We start from the raw sequence: 19,309 nt of genomic DNA, 5'->3' as shown, positions 1-19,309 counted from the left end.
TGAGTCGGACCTAGAAGCCCATCTTGCGGGCGCCGCCGCCGCGCACGACTTCGCCCTTGGCCTGGGCGGCGGTCTTGAGCTCGGCCTGGAAGTCGACCATCTTGCGCTGCAGGTCGGCGTCGCCGGTGGCGAGGATGCGTACGGCGAGGAGCGCGGCGTTGCGGGCGTTGCCGATGGCGACGGCAGCCACGGGCACACCGGCGGGCATCTGGACGATCGAGAGCAGGGAATCCATGCCGTCGAGGTACTTCAGCGGGACCGGTACGCCGATCACCGGCAGCGGGGTGACCGAGGCGAGCATCCCGGGCAGGTGGGCGGCTCCGCCCGCGCCGGCGATGATCACCGACAGACCGCGGCCGGCGGCCTCCTTGCCGTAGGCCAGCATCTCTTCGGGCATCCGGTGCGCGGAGACGACGTCGGCCTCGTAGGCCACTCCGAACTCCGCGAGGGCGTCCGCGGCCTCCTTCATCACCGGCCAGTCGGAGTCCGACCCCATCACGATGCCGACGCGCACGTGCTCAGTCATGTCACTCACTCGCTACTCGCTCTCATTGCCGAGATCCCCCCGGAACCACGCAGCAGCATGCCGCGCGCGCTCCAGGCAGTCCTCGAGGTCGTCGCCGTAGGCGTTGACGTGGCCGACCTTGCGGCCGGGGCGCAGCTCCTTGCCGTACAGGTGCACCCGCAGTGCGGGGTCCCGGGCGAGCGCGTGCGGGAAGCCGTCGTACAGCCGGCCCACCTGGTCGTCGGGGCCACCGAGGATGTTGACCATCACGGTCCACCGCGCCCGCGGCGCCGGGGAGCCCAGCGGCAGGTCCATAACCGCGCGCAGGTGGTTCTCGAACTGCGAGGTCACGGCACCGTCCTGGGTCCAGTGGCCGGTGTTGTGCGGGCGCATCGCGAGCTCGTTGACGAGCACCCGCCCGTCGGAGGTCTCGAAAAGCTCGACGGCGAGGATGCCGACCACGCCCAGCTCGCCGGCCACACGCAGTGCGATCTGCTGGGCCTCGCCGGCCAGCTCCGGGGACAGGTCGGGCGCCGGGGCGACCACCTCGGCGCAGATCCCGTCGACCTGGGTCGAGGCGACCACGGCGTACGCCGCAGCCTGGCCGCTCGGCGAGCGCGCGACGAGGGCCGAGAGCTCGCGCCGGAAGTCGACCCGTTCCTCGGCCAGCAGGCCGACCCCGCTCGCGGCCGCCGCGGCGAACGGCTCCGCGCAGTCGTCGGGCGTGCCGACGAACCACACGCCCTTGCCGTCATAACCGCCGCGGGTGGTCTTCAGGACGCACGGGAGCCCGAACGCCTCGACGTCCGCCACCGAGCCGACCAGGGCGTTGCGCGGGCACGGGACGCCGAGCTCGGCCAGCCGCGCCCGCATCACTCCCTTGTCCTGGGCGTGCACCAGCGCCTCCGGCCCGGGGCGTACGGCGATGCCGGCGTCCTCGAGCGCGTGGAGGTGGTCGGTCGGCACGTGCTCGTGGTCGAAGGTGACCGCGGCACAGCCGTCGGTGACCTTCAGCAGGGTGTCGAGGTCGGTGTAGTCGCCGACGACGTGGTCGGGGATCACCTGGGCCGCGGACACGCCGTCGGCCTCGGCCAGCAGGCGGAGCGGCAGCCCCAGCGCGATCGCTGGTTGCGCCATCATCCGGGCGAGCTGGCCGCCACCGATGACCGCGAGAGTCGGAGCCATTGCCACGCGGCAACCCTAGTGCCTGCTAGCTGACGCCCTCACCGACGGGAGTGTGGGTCTCGAAACGCAGGCCCTTGCCGCGGATCGTGGTGATCAGGCTCGGGTGCCGGGTGTCGTCGCCGAGCTTGCGGCGGACCCAGCCCAGGTGCACGTCGATGGTCTTGGAGGAGGTCCAGAAGGTGGTGTGCCACACGTCGCGCATCAGCTCGTCACGCGTGACGATGTCCCCGGCCCGTGCGATCAGCGCATGGACCAGGTCGAACTCCTTGCGCGACAGGACGACCTCGTCGCCCCCCCGCCACGTGCGCCGGCTCACGGGGTCCAGCCGCACGTCCTGCACCTCGAACACTCCTACAAGGTAGGTACGAACCGCTCCCCGAGTGAGGGAAACCCGGACAAAGCCTCCGCACCGGGCTAGTCCGGGGCGTCAGTTGCGTCGTACGGCGACCGGCTCGACGAGGCCGAAGCCCCGCACCGGCCGTGCAGGCAGGCGCCGCGTCTCGAACTGGTCCACGGGCAGCAGCGCCGCGGTCGCCGCGTCGATGATGATCCGGTTGCGCCGGGCCACGGCGGTGAGCCGGGCCGCCAGGTTGACCGGCGGGCCGAAGACGTCGCCGAGCCGCATGACCACCGAGCCGCTGGCCAGGCCGAGCCGGACATCGGGCATCCGGGCGTCGCGGCCGACCACGTTGATGATGCCCTCGGCGGTGTCGTAGGCGCTGATCGCGTCGGGGCTCACGAACAGCACCGAGTCGCCGAGGCTCTTGATGACCCGGCCGCGGTGGGTGGCGATGACGTCGGCGCAGCGGGACTCGAAGAGCTCGACGAGGTCGCCGACCTTGTCCCGCGAGATCTCGTTGGACAGCGCCGTGAAACCGACGATGTCGGCGAAGCCGACGGTGACCTCGGTGGTGTGCAGGTCCTCCTCGTTGGCACCCAACGTCTCCATCCGGACCACAGCCGCGGCGAGGTGCCGGCGCCATACATAGAGGAGCAGCGCCTCGAACGGGTCCATCAGGTCCTCGATCAGGCGCAGCGCCGAGCCGACGCGGGTGCCCGTGGCTTCCTCACTGGCCTCGAGCTCCTCGACCCGGTGGACCAGGGCACCGACCTCCCAGTCGGCGAGTCGGGCCATGGTCTGCCCGACCGCCCGGGTCAGGTTGACGGCGGTGTCGAAGTCGAACAAACCGGCGTCGACCGTGCCGACGAGCCGCGCGACCGCGTCGATGTCGGAGCGGGTGAACGCCCGCTCCACGCCGTGCTCGGGGAACCCCAGGGCGCGCCAGAGCCGGCGGGTCTCGTCGATCGTGACCCCGGCCTCCGCCGCCACCTCGGCAGCGTTGAACGCGAGCTCCTCACCGAGGATCGCCCGCGCGAGGGAGTCGTCGTCAGCTTCCGTCATGAGTGTCCGACTTCTGTCCGACCGGTCGTGCTCGAGGGGTCGGGACGAGCGTCAGTGGCCCTCTTCGAGGCTGGCGGCACCGCCGTGGAGCTCGTGCAGCAGCTCGTTGAGCTTGCGCTGGGTCTCCTCGACGCGCGGGATGTCGGGCAGCAGGACCTGGCCGTTGGTGCTGGCGTCGCTGATCACGAGCGTGCCGCAGCCGAGCATCCGGTCGATCAGGCCCAGCTCGTAGGCGACGTCGCTGATCCGCGAGAGCGGGATGTCGTGGCCCTTGCGCGTGATGATGCCGTGCCGGGTGATCAGGCGTCGGTTGGTGATCGTGTAGGACGCCATCAGCCAGTCGAGCGCCGGCCACACCGTCAGCCACAGGATGCCGATGGCCATGAGGGCCCACACGACGAGCTGGGCGGTGGAGTTGTCGACGAGCACCTGGAAGGCGACACCGATCGCGAGCAGCACGACCAGCGCGAACAGGGGCACGAGCAGTGCCTTGGGATGGGTACGGGTGCTGACGACGATCTTCTCGCCGGGGTTCAACAGCTTCTGCGAGATGGCCACGTGCGGATCATGTCACTGTTCGGCGGCTCTGACATGGATCACGTCACCAGCGGCGACGTACGTCGTGCCGCCGGGGCCCTCGACCACGAGCCGTCCGCTGGGGTCGATCCCGGTCGCGCGGCCGGTGAGGGCCGAGCCGTCCGGCAGGTCGACGCGCACGTCCTGCCCCACGGTCACGCAGGCCGCGGCGTAGGACTCCGCCAGCCGCAGCCCGGTCGCGTCACCGCCGGCCTGCCAGGCGTCGTAGGCCTCGCGCAGGGTGCTGAGCACCGCGACGAGGACGACGTTGCGGTCGGGTTCGGTGCCCGAGGCGACGGCCAGCGAGGTCGCGGTCGGCACCGGAAGCTCGTCCTCGCGCATCCCCACGTTGAGGCCGACCCCGACGACCGCGGCCGGGCCTTCGCTGGTCTCGATCCGCTCGATCAGGATGCCGGCGACCTTCCTGTCGCCGATCAGCACGTCGTTGGGCCACTTCACCCCGGCGTCGTACCCCAGTGCCTTGAGCGCCTTGTCGACGGCGTACCCGGTCAACAGCGGCAGCCACGGCCACGACCGGGTGGGCACGGACGGGCGCAGCACCATCGAGAACGTGAGCGCCGTCCCGCGTGGCGTCTCCCAGGTCCGGTCGAGCCGGCCGCGGCCCTGGCTCTGGTGCTCGGCCACGACCACGAAGCCGTCGGCCGCCCCCGCGTGGGCGCGCTCGACCGCGAGCGCGTTGGTCGAGGGGACCTCGTCGACGACCAGGATGTGCACGTCGGGCACGACGTCCGGGGCGAGTCCGGCGAGGCGGGTCTTGTCGAGGGGTGGGCGCGCAGCGGGGTCCGAGGTCACGGGCACTACCCTGTCGCAGCAGACGCACTGAGGCTAGTAGCCGAGCCGTTACCAGGAGAGATACGCGTGAGCGCACAGCCCGGACCAGGCACTGAGGTGCCACAGGACCTCGACATCCACACGACCGCCGGCAAGCTGGCCGACCTCGAGCGACGCCTCGACGAGGCCGTCCACGCCGGGTCGGCGAAGGCCGTCGAGAAGCAGCACGCGAAGGGACGCTGGACCGCGCGCGAGCGCATCGAGCACCTCTTCGACGAGGGCTCGTTCGTCGAGCTCGACGAGCTGGCGCGGCACCGTTCCGTGGCGTTCGGGCTGGAGAAGAACCGCCCCTACGGCGACGGTGTCATCACCGGCTTCGGCACGATCGACGGCCGCCAGGTGTGCGTGTTCTCGCAGGACTTCACGATCTTCGGCGGCTCGCTCGGTGAGGTCTACGGCGAGAAGATCACCAAGGTCATGGACCTGGCGATGAAGACCGGCTGCCCGATCATCGGGATCAACGAGGGCGCCGGCGCCCGCATCCAGGAGGGCGTCGTCTCGCTCGGCCTGTACGGCGAGATCTTCCGGCGCAACGTGCACGCCTCGGGCGTCATCCCGCAGATCAGCCTGATCATGGGCAACTGCGCCGGCGGGCACGTCTACTCCCCCGCCGTCACCGACTTCACGATCATGGTCGACCAGACCTCCGCGATGTTCATCACCGGTCCCGACGTGATCAAGACCGTCACCGGCGAGGACGTCACGATGGAGGAGCTCGGCGGCGCGCGCACCCACAACACCAAGTCGGGCAACGCCCACTACATGGGTGCCGACGAGGAGGACGCGCTGGAGTACACCAAGGCGCTCCTGTCCTACCTCCCACAGAACAACCTGGACCACCCGCCGATCTACGACGAGGAGGCCGACATGTCGTTCACCGACCTCGACCGGTCCCTCGACACGCTGATCCCCGACTCGCCCAACCAGCCCTACGACATGCACGACGTGATCACCGCGACGCTCGACGACGAGGAGTTCCTCGAGGTCATGCCGCTGTTCGCGCCCAACCTGATCATCGGCTACGGCCGGGTCGAGGGCCGCTCGGTCGGCGTCGTCGCTAACCAGCCGATGCAGTTCGCCGGCACGCTCGACATCGACGCCTCCGAGAAGGCCGCCCGCTTCGTGCGCACCTGCGACGCGTTCAACATCCCGGTGCTCACGTTCGTCGACGTGCCCGGCTTCCTGCCCGGCACCGACCAGGAGTGGAACGGCATCATCCGCCGCGGCGCCAAGCTGATCTACGCCTACTCCGAGGCCACGGTCCCGCTGGTCACGATCATCACTCGCAAGGCCTACGGCGGCGCCTACGACGTCATGGGCTCCAAGCACCTCGGCGCCGACATCAACGTCGCCTGGCCCACCGCCCAGATCGCGGTCATGGGCGCTCAGGGCGCGGCCAACATCGTGCACCGCAAGGAGCTGGCCCAGATCAAGGCCGACGGCGGCTCCGACGAAGAGGTCGAGGCCCGCCGCGCGGAGCTGATCGACGAGTACGACACCACGCTGGCCAATCCCTACATCGCGGCCGAGCGCGGCTACATCGACGCCGTCATCAGCCCCCACGAGACCCGGATCGAGATCGTCCGCGCGCTCCGGCTGCTCCGCTCCAAGCGGGCCACGCTGCCGACCAAGAAGCACGGGAACATCCCCCTGTGAGCGCCCGGTGGGTCCCCGAACCGGGGGATGTCGCTGACCCGTCGATAACTTCTCGGGGGAGCGCAGCGGAGGAGGGAAGCTAGCGACGTGTCAGCGCCCACAGACAACCCGTCGGCCGAGAGTCCAGCCGAGCCGACGACGCCTGAAGACCAGGCCGCCGAGGCCCCCGCGGCCCCGCTGCTGCGCGTGGTCAACGCCGACGCGACCCCGGAGGAGATCGCCGCACTGGTGGCGGTCTTCGCCGCGCTGGGCGCAGGCGCGACGCCGGCCCCCCGCCGTACCCCCGAGTGGGAGTCGCACCACCGCAAGCTGCGCCCCACCCCACCGCACGGCCCCGACGGCTGGCGCACCAGCAGCCTGCCCCGCTGACGGTCCCGGCAGCCACCGTTTACCCAAGGTATGTAGCGGCTACTTCCGCACCCGCCCCGGCGCGAACAGCGCGGCCACGACCGCGATGGCCACGGCGCCGGCACCGGTGAGCAGCGCGGGCGCGATCGCGCCGTCGTAGCCGGTCGGGGTCAGCTGGCCGCCGTTGCCGAGGAAGACCGCGGTGAGCACGGCGATCCCGAGGGCGACGCCGAACTCGCGGATCGTGGAGTTGGCTGAGCTGGCGATCGCGAAGTCGTCCTCGGGCAGCCCCTCCAGGACCGCGGTGGCGCTCGGCGCGAAGGTCAGGCCCATGCCGACGCCAGCCATCACGAGCGGCACCACGAACGACGAGTAGCCGGACCCGGCCTCGGTGAGCCCGGCGAACCACACCAGCGACGCCGCCTGGAGCACCAGGCCGGAGAGCAGGAGCGTGCGCAGCCCGAGCCGTCCGGCGAGGGCGCCCGCGATCGGCGCGACGACCATCGGGGCCGCGGTCCAGGGCAGGGTCCGCAGGCCGGCCTCGAGGGGGGTGTAGCCCTGGACGATCTGGAGGTACTGCGCGAGCAGGAAGACCGTCCCGAACATCCCGAGCGTGAAGAACAGCCCGATCGCATTGGCCACCGAGAACCCCCGCGACGAGAAGAGGCGCAGCGGCAGCACGGCGTGCGCGCGGCTCCGCGCCCAGGCGACGTACGCCGGCAGCAGCAGGGCGGCGGCCGCCAGCGGACCGAGCACCCCGAGCGAGCCCCACCCGTCGTCGTTGCCGTGCACGATGCCCCAGATCCCGAGGAACACGGCGCCGCCGAGCAGCGCCACGCCCACGGGGTCGAGCCGCAGCCACGCACCGCGCGACTCGCGGACGGCGACGAGCAGGAGCGGGCCGGCGACCAGGGCGACCGGCACGTTGAGCCAGAAGATCGCCTGCCAGCTCACGCCCTCCACCACCGCGCCGCCCACGACCGGGCCGAGCGCGACGCCGAGGCCGGACACGCCGCCCCAGACGCCGATCGCGACGGCACGACGGGCGGGCGGTACGGCGGCGGCCAGCAGGGTCAGCGAGAGCGGCATGATCGCGGCGGCGCCGAGCCCCTGGACCGCACGCGCCGCGATCAGGGCCTCCGAGGTGGTGCTCAGGGCCGACGCGATCGAGGCGACCGTGAAGAGCACCAGCCCGGCCAGCATCATCCGGCGGCGCCCGAGGCGGTCACCCAGCGTCGCGGCGGGCAGCATGAAGGTGGCGAAGGTCAGCGTGTAGGCGTTCATGAACCACGACAGCTGGCTCACGCTCGAGCCCAGGTCGGCCTGGACGACCGGCAGGGCGCTGGTCATCACCAGGTTGTCCAGCGTCGCCATGAACATCGGCAACGAGGCGGCCAGGATCGCGAGCCAGACGGGCACCCGCCGGCCGGGGGCGGGCGCGGCAGGCGCCTCGCCGGAGCGGGGGTCACGGGGTGGGGCGAGCACGGACATCTCGGTCTCCAGACGTTCTCGGTCAAGAAGGCATTGAATGATTACTTAGATCAGGACCATAAGTAATCAAGTGATAACCTGTCAACCATGACCGCCCCTCCCGTCCCCCGGATGAACGCCGACGACCGCCGTGAGCTCGTGCTGCGCGCCGCGACCCGGGCCTTCGCCCGCGGCGGTTTCCACGGGACCAGCACCGACGCGGTCGCCAAGGAGGCCGGCGTCTCCCAGCCCTACGTCGTCCGCATCTTCGGCACCAAGCTCGAGCTGTTCCTCGAGGTCTTCGCCCGCTCCTCCGACCAGATCCGCAGCGTCTTCGAGGACGTGCTGGCGCAGGCCAGGGCCGAGGGCACAGCGCCCACCGACGACGAGGTCTGGCTGCGCCTCGGCCTGGCCTACGCCGAGATGCTCGCCGACCGCGACTTCCTCCAGGTGCTGATGCACGGCTTCTCCGCGGGCTCCGTCCCCGAGATCGGTGCCCAGGCCCGCGCCGGGATGGGCCAGATCTACGCCACGCTGATGGGCACCGGGTGCGAGCCGGAGCGGGCCAAGGACTTCATCGCGCAGGGCATGCTGCTCAACGTCATGGTGTCGATGCAGGCCCCGGAGCACTCGGAGGCGGGTGACGACCTCGCGGGCCTCACCGTCTGCGCCTTCGGAGACGCCCTCGCGGAAATGTAGGTCGCCCGAGGTCGGCGACGCCGTCTAGGGTCGCGCTCGTGACCAGCGACCCCACCCGGACCGTCGACTCCGCCTCCGACGACTTCGTCACCCGCTACTGCGCCCTCGACCCGATCACCGCGACCTACCTCGGGGTGACCGGCCACGAGGCCGAGCTGCCCGACCTCTCCCCCGACGGCTACGCCGCCCGCGAGCAGCTCACCCGGTCGGCCTACGCCGCGGTGGAGGCTGCGACGCCGGTCGACGAGCGCGAGGTCGTGGCCCGCGACGCCTTCCTCGAGCGGCTCGGCCTCGAGATCGAGACGATGGACGCCGGGCTGTCCCGCTCCCTGGTGAGCGTGATCACCAGCGGCCTCCACGAGGTCCGCCAGGTCTTCGACCTGATGGACACCGACACCGACGAGGGCTGGCACGACGTCGCCTCCCGGATGGCGGCCGTCCCGGGCGTGCTCGACGGCTACCGCGCGACCCTGGCCGACGAGGCCGACGCCGGCCGGGTCGGCGCCCGTCGGCAGTACGTCGAGGTCGCCACCCAGGTGCGCAACTGGACCGGGCAGGAGGGCGACGCCGGCGACTTCTTTCGCCACCTTGGCCGGGCGTGCCCCGGCCTCCCTCCAGGGCGAGCTCGCCGGCCACGCGGCCGGTGCCTCGTCCGCCTTCGCCGACTTCGGGCGCTTCCTCGAGCAGGAGCTGGCCCCACGGGGCCGCGAGCGCGAGGCGGTGGGGCGCGACCACTACGCGCTGGAGTCCCGGCGCTTCCTGGGCGCCAGCGTCGATCTCGAGCAGACCTACGCCTGGGGCTGGGAGGAGCTCAAGCGGCTCGCCGACGACATGGCCGCCACCTCCGACCGGATCCTGCCGGGCTCCTCCGTGGCCGGGGCCGTGGCGCATCTCGACGCCGACCCGGCCCGCCGGATCGAGGGCAAGGAGGCCTTCCGCGGCTGGATGCAGGACCTCGCCGACCGCACCCTCGAGGAGATGGCCGGCACCCACTTCGACATTCCCGACCAGATCCGGCGGATAGAGTGCTGCCTGGCCCCCACCAACGACGGCGGCATCTACTACACCGGCCCCTCCGAGGACTTCACCCGTCCCGGGCGCATGTGGTGGTCGGTGCCCGACGGCATCACGTCGTTCAGCCCGTGGCGCGAGGTCACGACGGTCTACCACGAGGGTGTGCCCGGCCATCACCTCCAGGTCGGCCAGACCGCCGTCCGCCAGGACCTCCTCAACCGCTGGCAGCGGCTCATGTGCTGGGTCAGCGGCCACGGCGAGGGCTGGGCGCTCTACGCCGAGCGGCTGATGGACGACCTCGGCTACCTCGCCGACCCCGCCGACCGGCTCGGCATGCTCGACGGGCAGTCGTTCCGCGCGGCCCGGGTCATCGTCGACATCGGGATGCACCTCGAGCTCACGATCCCAGCCGACAACCCGTTCGGCTTCCACCCGGGCGAGACCTGGACCCCCGCGCTCGGCCGGGAGTTCATGGGCGAGCACTGCCAGATGGACCCCGCGTTCATCGACTTCGAGGTCAAGCGCTACCTCGGGTGGCCCGGGCAGGCGCCGTCCTACAAGGTCGGCGAGCGGATCTGGCTCGAGGCCCGCGACGAGGCGCGCGCCCGTCAGGGCTCAGCCTTCGACCTCAAGGCGTTCCACCGCTCGGCGCTCGACCTCGGCTCGCTCGGCCTCGACCCGCTCAAGGCGGCGCTCGCGCGCCTCTGAACGTGCGCAGTCACCTCGACTTCGACACCCGCTCGAGGTTCAGCTGCGCCCGACGGTGCAGGAGTGCACGCTCGCTCTCGTTCCTGGTGCGTGCGGCCGCCTCGGCGAACGCCTGGCTCGCCGGCCCGTGCCGCCCCGCCCGCTCGAGCAGGTCTCCGCGCACACTGGGGACGAGCGGCGAGTCGCCCAGGGCACCGTCGCCCAGTGCCTCGAGCACGGCCAGCCCCGCGTCCGCGCCATAGGCCCGTCCGTGCGCGACGGCCCGGTTCACCTCGACCACCGGCCCCGGCGCGGCGTCGGCCAGCACGTCGTACAGAGCAGCGATCCGGCGCCAGTTCGTGTCGTCGGCACGCTCCGCGCGGGCATGCTGCACGGCGATCGAGGCCTGGAGGAAGTACTTGCCGACCGGCTTCCCGCGCGAGGCGAGCAGCTCGGCCCGTTGCAGGGCCGCCATCCCGCGCCGGATCAACGACCGGTCCCAGCGCCTCCGGTCCTGCGCCTCCAGCAGGACCGGCGCGCCGGACTCGTCGAGCCGGGCGCCCATCCGTGAGGCCTGGAGCTCCAGCAACGCCTGCAGCCCCAGCACCTCGGGCTCGTCGGGAGCGAGCTCGGCCAGCATCCGCGCCAGCCGGATCGCCTCGTTCGACAGGTCCTGGCGCATCCAGTCCTTGCCGGTCGTGGCGGTGTAGCCCTCGTTGAAGATCAGGTAGATGACGGCCATGACGTCGTCGAGACGCCGGGTCCGCTCCGGCCCTGAGGGCAGCTCGAACTCGGCGCACGCCTCTGCCAGTGTCTTCTTGGCTCGCGAGATCCGCTGCCCCATCGCGGACTCGGCGACCAGGAACCCGCGGGCGATCTCGGCGGTGGTGAGCCCACCGACCAGTCGAAGCGTCAGTGCCGCGCGGGACTCGCTGGTCAGGCTGGGGTGGCAGGCCAGGAAGACGAGTCGCAGGACGTCGTCCTCGATGTGGTCGAGCTGGGCGTCGAGATCGGGCATCCCCTCCTCCTCTCCCCCGCCGGCATGCCCGATTTCCGCGACCTTGCGGCGCAGGACGTCGGCGCGTCGGAAGTGGTCGATGCCGCGTCGCTTGGCGGTGGTCATCAGCCACGCGCTCGGGTTCTCCGGTACGCCGGCCGCGGGCCACTGCTCGAGCGCGGCGACCAGTGCGTCCTGCGCCAGGTCCTCGGCGAGCTCCACGTCACGCGTCATCCGGGTGAGAGCACCGACGAGGCGGGCCGACTCGGCCCGCCACGCGGCGATGATGGCCTCGCTCGGGTCATCCGTACGGGTCTCTGCCGACACGACGCCAGCGTAGTGAGTCCCCGTCGTCGAGCAGGACAGCTCAGCGTGGGCCAGGCTCAGGCGCCCGGCTCCTCCGGGCCCGTCGAGATCTGGCGCAGGGTCGAGATCACGGTGACCTCGGGCCAGTGCTTCGCGTGCAGCTCAGCGAACTCCTGCTGCTCCGCCACGGCTTCCTCGAGCGTGTCGTACTGCAGGATCGCCCAGCCGCCCACGACCTCCTTCGCCTCGGCGTAGGGACCGTCGACCCGACTGACCTCCCCCTGGCGGACCACGAAGTTCACGGCGTCCTCGGTGCCGTACAGACCGCCTCCGTCGAGGAACACCCCCTTGGCGGCCTGCTGGCCGATGTAGGTGTCCATCGCGTCGAACAGCGCCTGCGGCGGCGTGCCGACGCCCTCTTCCATCCTCACGAATCCCATGAAACGCGGCATCTTGATCACTCCTCCTGGTTGGCTGCTTCTCGTAGACACGTCGAACGGCTGACAGGTTCTTCGACATCGATCCTCAATATTCCTCACCTACCCTCTCCCCGTGACCACCCTCGTCCTCGCTTCCGCCTCCCCCGCCCGCCTCGCGACCCTGCGCCAGGCCGGCGTCGAGCCGGTCGTGATCGTGTCCGGGGTCGACGAGTCCCAGCTCGACGGCCTGCCCCCGGCCGAGCTGGCGCTCCAGCTCGCCGAGCTCAAGTGCGCGGCCGTCGCCCAGCGCGACGAGGTGCCCGCCGGCGCGCTCGTGCTCGGCTGCGACTCGGTGCTCGAGCTCGACGGCGAGGCCTACGGCAAGCCCGACGACGCCGCTGACGCCGTACGCCGCTGGCGCGCGATGCGGGGCCGCACCGGGGTGCTGCACACCGGACACTGCGTGCGGGCCACGGCCGGCGACCGGGTCGCGGCAGCCACTGCGTCGACGACCGTCCACTTCGCCGACCTGAGCGACGAGGAGATCGACGCCTACGTGGCCACCGGTGAGCCCCTCCAGGTGGCGGGGGCCTTCACCGTCGACGGCCTCGGCGGGGCCTTCGTCACCGGCATCGAGGGCGACCACCACAACGTGGTCGGGGTCAGCCTGCCCCTGGTCCGCGAGCTCTTGTCCGAGCTCGGCGAGTCGTGGACCGAGCTCTGGACGCGCAACGTGGCACTCTAGAGGGCACGGGCAGGATCTAGAGCGAATCTTGAGGAACTCTGGGGGGACTCCCCGGGGGCTCTTGCGGGTCGATCCACACACTGGGGCAGACAGCACGAGACCAAGGGGAAACCAACGTGAACGCCTACATCGAGGGCCAGGGCACGCCGCAGCAGCCCATCGCGGGCGCAGTGCCCGCGGCGGACGACGGCTACGTCCGCGTGCCCGACCCCAACCTCGCCGCCTACGCGCCCAACTTCCTCGACGCGGTCGAGGAGCTGCCGACCTACCGGCCGACGGTGGGCTGCGTCATCCCCGCCTACAACGAGGGCGAGACGATCTCCGGCGTCCTGGACTCCCTGCTCCAGCAGACCCGGCTCCCCGACACGGTCCACGTCATCATCAACAACACCACCGACGACTCCGTCGAGGTGGCCAGTCACTACGCCGGCCCGCACACGCGGATGACCCCGAGCGGCGAGCAGAGCACCGTCATCTACGTCCACGACATCGGCAAGAACCCCGACAAGAAGGTCGGTGCGCTCAACTACGGCTACTCCCTGGTCGAGCACATGGACTTCCTGCTCGGCGTCGACGGCGACACCACGCCGGAGCCCGACGCCATCCAGAACCTCATCGACGAGGCGGCGAGCGACGACCGCATCGGTGGCATCTCCGCGATCTACTCCATCGACGACAGCGCCCTCGACGGGCCGATGGCGAAGTTCCTGATCGCCGGCCAGCGCGCACAGTTCTCGGCGTTCAACATGCAGAACCTCCTCAAGGGCCGCAACATGGCGGTCCTCGGCGGCCAGTTCTCGATCTTCTCCACCCAGGCCCTGCGCGACGTCATGCGTGACAGCCACCAGCGCACGCCGTGGGTCAAGGACTCCGAGGTCGAGGACTCCCTGCTGTCGCTGCAGATCAAGAGCGCCGGCTACCTCACCAAGATCAGCGCCCGGGCCCGCGCCCACGTCGGTGGGATGAACACCCTGCGCTCGCTGGACGCCCAGCAGGTCAAGTGGAACTTCGGCGCCATCGACCTGATGTGGCCCGGCCAGCGCGGCGACACCAAGGGCCAGCCGTTCCACCCCAACCTGCGGCTGCGCTGGTTCGAGCACATGTCGATGGTCGTCAACATCGTCACCCGCTTCATGTTCGCCCTGCTGCTGGCCGGATCGCTCTCGATCAGTGCCTTCGAGTTCAGCCCCTGGTGGCTGATCCCGCCCGCCTCCGCGATCCTGCTCAACTTCCGCGTGGCCCGCTCCATGGAGTTCGCCAACAGGCGCGACTACCTCTTCGCGATGCTGCTCTTCCCGGCCGAGCTCTACATGTGGGTCCGGATGGGCCACTTCGTGCGCGCCTGGCTGAAGTTCTTCAGCAAGCAGCAGACCGACAACTGGGCCGCCCAGGCGAAGGCCGAGCGCGGCAAGGGCACCGCGTGGCTCTACCCGTTCGTCGCGGTCGCCGTGATCTTCGTGGTCGCGGGCGTCGCGTGGGTGCAGGTCCCGATCGCCACGCAGTCCGACCTGCTCGCTGTGGGGTGGCCGATCCTCGGCGTCATCACCGTGCTGCAGACTGCGTGGATGATCATCAAGGGCAGCAAGCGCTACCGCGGGTTCAAGGCATGACCCGCCGACCTCGACGTGGCACGCTGCCCGTTCTGCCAGCGGCGCTCGCGCTGCTCCTGACCGTCGTACTCTCCGGCTGCTCGCTGCTCGAGGGCGACGCCGATCCCGGGGCCGAGCCCAGCACCACCCCGACGGCGGAGGTGACCGAGGAGCCCTACGACTCGCAGTTCACCCGCGACGGCACCTTCCAGTCCCACATCGACGTCAACGGGGTCGACTTCGTCTACACGCTCTACCCCACCAAGTCGACGCCGCGCACCAACGAGTGGTACCCCCGCGGCAACAAGTTCTTCACCGTCACCTTCCAGGCCTACGACCTCGACCGGGCCCTGCGCGACCCGTTCAGGACCAAGCGCCTGGTCTACCTCGACCACATCCAGGCCACGTCGGTGACCAAGACCAGCGACGGCCGCGGCAACCAACGGCCCTACAGCCTCGACGCCGAGGCCAGGCGGGTCACTTTCGACCCGGAGCCTCTGAGCACCAAGTACGGCATGCTCATCACCTCGCCGAAGGGCTCGCTCGAGCTGCGCAACCAACGGATCAAGCCGATGTCGCTCGACACCCGCGGCGTTGACCTGTCGTTCACGGCCACCGTGTGGATCCAGGAGTCCCCCGGCAGCAAGCGCTTCTACAAGCGCCAGATCCGCCAGACCGTGCCGATCGCGATCTTCGAGTCCGACGAGCCGACCGTGGTGGCGTCGATCCCGATCAACGCCAACTAGCGGCTGGGGCTCAGCCCTCCGCGAGCCGGTAGCCCACGCCGCGCACCGTCTCGACGAACCTCGGGGTGGCCGCGTCGTCGCCGAGCTTGCGGCGCAGGTTGGTGATGTTGGCCTCGACCGAGCGCTTGTCGGCCTCGTTGACGAAATACGACGTGACGTACTGCTGGCCACGCATCGCCAGCACCAGGTCGGCCTTGCTGCGCACCCGCCGACCGGTGCTCAGTAGCGAGGCGAGCAGGTCGAACTCCGCCCGGCTGAGGTCGACGGTTCCGCCCCCCAGAGTGACCATCCGGGTCTCGTGGTTGAGGGCCAGCCCCTTGAACCGCACCCACGCGCCGTCGACGGCAGGGGCGGAGGTCGCGGCGGCCTCGTAGACGGGCGCGGACTGCGGGACCGGCGGCACGGGTGCGGGCGGCACGGGTGCCGGCGGCACGGGAGCCGGCTGCAGAGGCTGAACCGGCGGCACGGGAGCCGGCGGCACGGGAGCCGGCTGCGGTACGGGGGCAGGTGTCGGAGCCGGGGCGGGAGCCGGGCTCGCGTGCTGTTTGAGCTCGCGGGCCGCCTTGGCCGCCCAGGTCTCCTCCACCGGAGCCACCGGGGCCGCGGGTGCAGCCGAGGGGCCGGCCTCGGGGCCGGCCGGGGAGTCCTGACGGACTCGCGGGCGGCGCAGCATGGAGTCGGCGCGCGCGCGCAGCTCACGCGGGCGGAACGGCTTGACGAGGTAGTCGTCGGCGCCGGCCTCGAAGCCCTGGACGACGTCGATCTCGTCGCCGAGCGAGGTGATGAAGATCAGGTAGGTGCTGCTGAACTCGCGCAGCCGCTTGGCCACCGCGAACCCGTCCATCCCCGGCATGTTGACGTCGAGCGTGGTGATCAGCGGGTTGTGGGCGTGCACCGCCTCGACCCCGCTCGGCCCGTCCTCAGCCACCACGGTCGTGAAGCCCGACTGGGTCAGCACGATGTCGATCAGCTCACGGACGTCGGCGTCATCCTCGATGATCACCGCGGTCCAGTCGTTGGCCGGCATGCGGCGAGCCTATCGTCCCCAGACGCCGTCTCTGCACCGGCCACGCCTCACCAACCGGAGGCTGCACCCATCTCCAGTGCCCGCTCTGGCCAGAACTCCCCCGCGGCCGGGCCGCCCTGGCACTCTCCGTCGCTCTCACCCGGCGGCTTGACCCACAGGTAGGCGTCGAGCGCGGAGCCGTCGTCGACCACCTCGGGCGTGCGACCGTAGGCGCGCCCCGCGGGATTGCACCACTCGTCGGAGGACCCGCGGCCGTTACGGCCGCTGTCGATGACGTAGTGGGCCCCGCCCAGGAGCCCGCTCAGCTGATCGGCGTAGCCGCGCTCGTCCTCGTCGGTCTGGTAGTTGGAGACGTTGGTCGCGAAGCCCCGGGCCTGCTCGACCCCGGCCTCGCGCATCAGGGACGCGAGCTGCTCCGGGTCGACCCAGTGGGAGTGTCCGCCGTCGACGTACGTCGCGGCGCCGGCCTCGGCCAGCACCCGGACGGCGTCCCCGATCAGGCTGACCCGCTCGTCGATGCGGTCGCACTCGAGCGCGGAGGCCAGCGCGTCCGGCTCGACCACGACGACCGCCCCGATGGCCTCGGCGGCGATCTCCTGCACCCACGGTCCGTACTGGTCCGCGGTCAGCCCGCCACCGGAGAACCCGCCGGTGCAGTCCCGGTCGGGGATCCCGTAGACGACGAGCACCGGGACCTGCTCCTGGGCTGCGGCGGCCGCCGCGACCCGCGCGACCTCCGCGCCGACCTCGCCGGGCGGGTACTGCTCGGGGGTCAGCCAGATCCCGGCGGAGGTCTCGGCCAGCCGGTCGAAGACCCGGGCGGCTTCGGTGTCGCCCCGCTGCTCGGCCGCGGCCGCGGCCCGCGCCGCGTGGGAGTCGGGATCCGCGTAGGGCTCGCGGTCCAGGAACGGGTTGCCGGTCACCGCGACCAGGGAGGGCGTCGACCCGGCGCCCGGGTCGGGCGGTGCGTCGTCGCCGCAGCCGGACAGGGCCAGCACGGCGACCAGCACGCCGGCGAGGGCTCTCATAGGGCCAACAGAAGCACACCGGCGACGAGGACGATGGTGGCGCAGACCAGGAACAGCTGCACCCAGTACAGCCCGCGGTGTACCGCGGCCGGCGTGGGGGTGCCGGCGGCGTGCTCGCCGACCGGCCGGTCGTGCCCGACCCCCACCGCTACCCGGCGCTCGGTGCGCACCTGGAGCCAGAGCCCTGCGGCCAGGGCCAGCAGCGGAGCGGCTGTCGGCCAGTAGCGCCCCGAGGCCAGGTGCACGAAGGGCTGGGTGAACAGCGCTCCGAGGCCTAGCTTGAGCACGATGCTGAGGACCTGGGAGTCGAACGAACGCCTGGTCGCGAGCAACAGCACCCACGCCGCGACCAGGAGGGCGGCGTACCACATCACCGACGTGCCGATGGTGGCGAACCAGTAGGTGAAGGTGTCCTCGTCGTCGGGGAGCATCAGCTGGTCGTTGTACCCGGCGGGCTCGAGTGCATAGGCGCGGAAGTTCTGCAGCACGTCGCGGGTGTAGCTGTGCGGCGTCACGTCCGCCCGCGCGTAGTGGGACATCTCGACCTGGACGGCGACCTCGGAGCTGTCGGTGGCGCGCGCCACCTCTCGCGCGTAGCGCAACGGCGAGAACCAGATGGTGCTTTCAGGGTCGCACTCCCCGAAGCAGATCCGGTCGTAGTCACCGAAGGTGTTGGCCAGCACCGTGGGCACCGAGGTGGTGGTGACCACCCGCCCGCCCAGGCTCTGGCTCGCGGCGATCGACCACGGCGCCAGCAGCGCGAAGAAGACAGAGCCCGCCACGGCCAGCGCGGCGACCGCCTGCCACCGCTCGCGCCGGCGCAGCAGCACCACGGCGGAGGCGAGAAGGACCACGAACATGCCGCCGACCAGGAGCGTGGCGCTCGAGCGCAGGTAGACGACCGCGATCCCGACCAGGCCGAGCCACGCACCCTCCCGCAGCGAGAACGCCGCACCGCTGCGGACCTGCCGGAAGATCGTGACCAGGTGAGCGACCAGCATCGCGATCAGCAGGCCGGCCACCAGGTCGCCCCACGCGCCGTACGAGAAGAGCAGCCACATCGGCAGCAGGCCGGGGAAGACCAGCAGCAGCGCGGCGTAGAGGTCGCCGAACGTGCGGCGCACCGAGCGCATGGCGAGCAGCAGCAGCACCGTCGTGAGGACCCCGATGTAGCACCGGATCACGAACACGGAGGCGTCCGGGTCGACCACGAACAGCGGCGTCAGCAGGGCCGACATGCCCGGCATGAACCACCCGCTGCCGATCACGTTGCGCTCGAGCTCGGCGGAGTCCACCGGGCCGAAGCTGACCAGGTCGCGGACCAGGTTGGACAGGGCACGGCCGCCGTCGACGTACGACGCCTCGTCACCGACCAGAGGCGTGTGGCCGACCTTGGGCAGCAGGGCCAGCTTGACCACGACGTGGACGGCCACCAGGACCGCCAGGATCGTCCGGCCCCGGGGCAGGCGTCGGTAGGTGCGTTCGAGCTCGTCGATCATTCAGCGGGCTCGTAGGACTCGGGGAACCTCTTGGTCGCGTAGGGGTCGTCGCAGATCGGGTCGTCGGACGCGAGGGGGACCGACGGCAGGTCGAACACGACAGTGCCACGCACGATGGAGTCCTCCGGGACGTCCTCCAGCGGCGTGACTGTGGCCGTGACGGCGCCGGCGTCGGACCGCTCGAATGTCAGCACGTCGCCGGTGGCGGTGACGGTGGTGAACCCGGCATCCAGGAACGACGCGGTCAGGCTCTCGACCACCTCGTCGGCGCCCACGACGTCGTACTGCACCCGGAGCTCGCGGCGCTGCTCCCCGTCGACGGTGACGTCACCGTCGGTGCGCACCTGGTAGGGGAAGTCGAGGATGAGGCCCTCGGGCAGCGGGTAGCAGCCGGTGTCCAGCGCGTCGGGGGCCAGGTCCGGTCGGTAATTGCCCGTGGGCTCGGCGCGGCCGAACGACGGGCTGAGCGCCACCACGAGGAGCACGACGACGACGGCGAGCCCGATCACTGTCCGTCGTACGACGACAGACGAGTCCGAGATCCCAAGCACGCGCGAAT

The 19,309-nt window shown here is 71.0% G+C and carries 19 protein-coding genes and 1 pseudogene; 7 read left to right on the top strand and 13 right to left on the bottom strand.

Annotation, left to right across the window (positions count from 1 at the left end):
- Positions 1-10: 10 nt before the first annotated feature.
- The 6 genes from purE to BLR90_RS19365 all read right to left on the bottom strand — a co-directional run bounded on the left by purE (position 11) and on the right by BLR90_RS19365 (position 4,481).
- On the bottom strand, positions 11-526 hold the full coding sequence (gene purE, locus BLR90_RS19390; RefSeq protein WP_091026881.1) for a 5-(carboxyamino)imidazole ribonucleotide mutase: 516 nt from the start codon (positions 524-526) through the stop codon (positions 11-13).
- 12 nt (positions 527-538) lie between these two features.
- Entirely contained in the window at positions 539-1,690 is a 1,152-nt protein-coding gene (locus BLR90_RS19385; RefSeq protein WP_091026880.1) for a 5-(carboxyamino)imidazole ribonucleotide synthase, read from the bottom strand.
- Positions 1,691-1,715: 25 nt separating this feature from the next.
- Positions 1,716-2,039 carry a winged helix-turn-helix domain-containing protein gene (locus BLR90_RS19380; RefSeq protein ID WP_091026879.1) on the bottom strand — a complete coding sequence of 108 codons (324 nt, stop codon included), beginning with the start codon at positions 2,037-2,039 and terminating at the stop codon, positions 1,716-1,718.
- A gap of 78 nt (positions 2,040-2,117) precedes the next feature.
- The gene (locus BLR90_RS19375; RefSeq protein WP_091026878.1) at positions 2,118-3,092 is read right to left on the bottom strand and encodes an adenylate/guanylate cyclase domain-containing protein; all 975 of its coding nucleotides are present in this window, start codon (positions 3,090-3,092) and stop codon (positions 2,118-2,120) included.
- Positions 3,093-3,143: 51 nt separating this feature from the next.
- Positions 3,144-3,650, bottom strand: coding sequence for a PH domain-containing protein (locus BLR90_RS19370; protein ID WP_091026877.1), 507 nt, complete (start codon positions 3,648-3,650; stop codon positions 3,144-3,146).
- Between the two features lie 12 nt (positions 3,651-3,662).
- Positions 3,663-4,481 (bottom strand): biotin--[acetyl-CoA-carboxylase] ligase, encoded by an 819-nt coding sequence (locus tag BLR90_RS19365; protein ID WP_174812389.1) that lies wholly within the window; start codon positions 4,479-4,481, stop codon positions 3,663-3,665.
- Between the two features lie 96 nt (positions 4,482-4,577).
- On the opposite strand from BLR90_RS19365, the gene BLR90_RS19360 reads away from it, so the two are divergent.
- Entirely contained in the window at positions 4,578-6,176 is a 1,599-nt protein-coding gene (locus BLR90_RS19360) for an acyl-CoA carboxylase subunit beta (RefSeq protein ID WP_174812390.1), read from the top strand.
- 87 nt (positions 6,177-6,263) lie between these two features.
- A complete protein-coding gene (locus BLR90_RS19355) occupies positions 6,264-6,545 on the top strand; it encodes an acyl-CoA carboxylase epsilon subunit (protein ID WP_143016276.1) in 282 nt (93 codons plus the stop codon).
- Positions 6,546-6,584: 39 nt separating this feature from the next.
- Here the strand turns inward: BLR90_RS19355 and BLR90_RS19350 are convergent, their stop codons facing one another.
- Positions 6,585-8,015 (bottom strand): MFS transporter, encoded by a 1,431-nt coding sequence (locus BLR90_RS19350; protein WP_091026874.1) that lies wholly within the window; start codon positions 8,013-8,015, stop codon positions 6,585-6,587.
- 87 nt (positions 8,016-8,102) lie between these two features.
- Between BLR90_RS19350 and BLR90_RS19345 the strand changes: the two genes are divergently transcribed.
- On the top strand, positions 8,103-8,693 hold the full coding sequence (locus BLR90_RS19345) for a TetR/AcrR family transcriptional regulator (RefSeq protein ID WP_245715417.1): 591 nt from the start codon (positions 8,103-8,105) through the stop codon (positions 8,691-8,693).
- 38 nt (positions 8,694-8,731) lie between these two features.
- A pseudogene (locus BLR90_RS19340) lies at positions 8,732-10,415 on the top strand (DUF885 domain-containing protein).
- A gap of 10 nt (positions 10,416-10,425) precedes the next feature.
- Here the strand turns inward: BLR90_RS19340 and BLR90_RS19335 are convergent.
- Positions 10,426-11,718: an RNA polymerase sigma factor gene (locus BLR90_RS19335; protein ID WP_091026872.1), complete on the bottom strand. Its 1,293-nt coding sequence runs from the start codon at positions 11,716-11,718 to the stop codon at positions 10,426-10,428.
- A gap of 56 nt (positions 11,719-11,774) precedes the next feature.
- A complete protein-coding gene (locus BLR90_RS19330; protein ID WP_245715424.1) occupies positions 11,775-12,122 on the bottom strand; it encodes a YciI family protein in 348 nt (115 codons plus the stop codon).
- A 127-nt stretch (positions 12,123-12,249) separates the two neighbouring features.
- Between BLR90_RS19330 and BLR90_RS19325 the strand changes: the two genes are divergently transcribed.
- From BLR90_RS19325 to BLR90_RS19315, 3 genes are all read left to right on the top strand, one after another.
- On the top strand, positions 12,250-12,861 hold the full coding sequence (locus BLR90_RS19325; RefSeq protein ID WP_091026871.1) for a Maf family protein: 612 nt from the start codon (positions 12,250-12,252) through the stop codon (positions 12,859-12,861).
- 116 nt (positions 12,862-12,977) lie between these two features.
- Entirely contained in the window at positions 12,978-14,471 is a 1,494-nt protein-coding gene (locus tag BLR90_RS19320) for a glycosyltransferase family 2 protein (RefSeq protein WP_245715416.1), read from the top strand.
- The gene (locus tag BLR90_RS19315) at positions 14,468-15,196 is read left to right on the top strand and encodes a hypothetical protein (protein ID WP_091026870.1); all 729 of its coding nucleotides are present in this window, start codon (positions 14,468-14,470) and stop codon (positions 15,194-15,196) included. Before BLR90_RS19320 ends, BLR90_RS19315 begins: the two co-directional genes overlap by 4 nt.
- Before the next feature lie 10 nt (positions 15,197-15,206).
- On the opposite strand, the gene BLR90_RS21710 is transcribed toward BLR90_RS19315, so the two are convergent.
- From BLR90_RS21710 to BLR90_RS19295, 4 genes are read right to left on the bottom strand one after another with little or no spacing between them, the layout of a single operon-like run.
- Positions 15,207-16,223, bottom strand: a complete 1,017-nt coding sequence (locus BLR90_RS21710; protein ID WP_091026869.1) for a response regulator transcription factor — start codon at positions 16,221-16,223, stop codon at positions 15,207-15,209.
- Between the two features lie 47 nt (positions 16,224-16,270).
- Positions 16,271-17,251, bottom strand: coding sequence for a glycoside hydrolase family 6 protein (locus BLR90_RS19305; RefSeq protein ID WP_091026868.1), 981 nt, complete (start codon positions 17,249-17,251; stop codon positions 16,271-16,273).
- Positions 17,248-18,750, bottom strand: coding sequence for a hypothetical protein (locus tag BLR90_RS19300; RefSeq protein ID WP_091026867.1), 1,503 nt, complete (start codon positions 18,748-18,750; stop codon positions 17,248-17,250). Before BLR90_RS19300 ends, BLR90_RS19305 begins: the two co-directional genes overlap by 4 nt.
- Positions 18,747-19,301: a hypothetical protein gene (locus BLR90_RS19295; protein WP_143016275.1), complete on the bottom strand. Its 555-nt coding sequence runs from the start codon at positions 19,299-19,301 to the stop codon at positions 18,747-18,749. The genes BLR90_RS19300 and BLR90_RS19295 overlap by 4 nt, the downstream gene beginning before the upstream one ends.
- Positions 19,302-19,309: the final 8 nt, after the last annotated feature.

It is taken from the genome of Nocardioides szechwanensis (assembly GCF_900103935.1).
In the GTDB taxonomy this organism is placed as follows: domain Bacteria; phylum Actinomycetota; class Actinomycetes; order Propionibacteriales; family Nocardioidaceae; genus Nocardioides; species Nocardioides szechwanensis.
The sequence above is the reverse complement of the archived record's forward strand: the minus strand, read 5'-3'. Positions and strand labels throughout refer to the sequence as shown.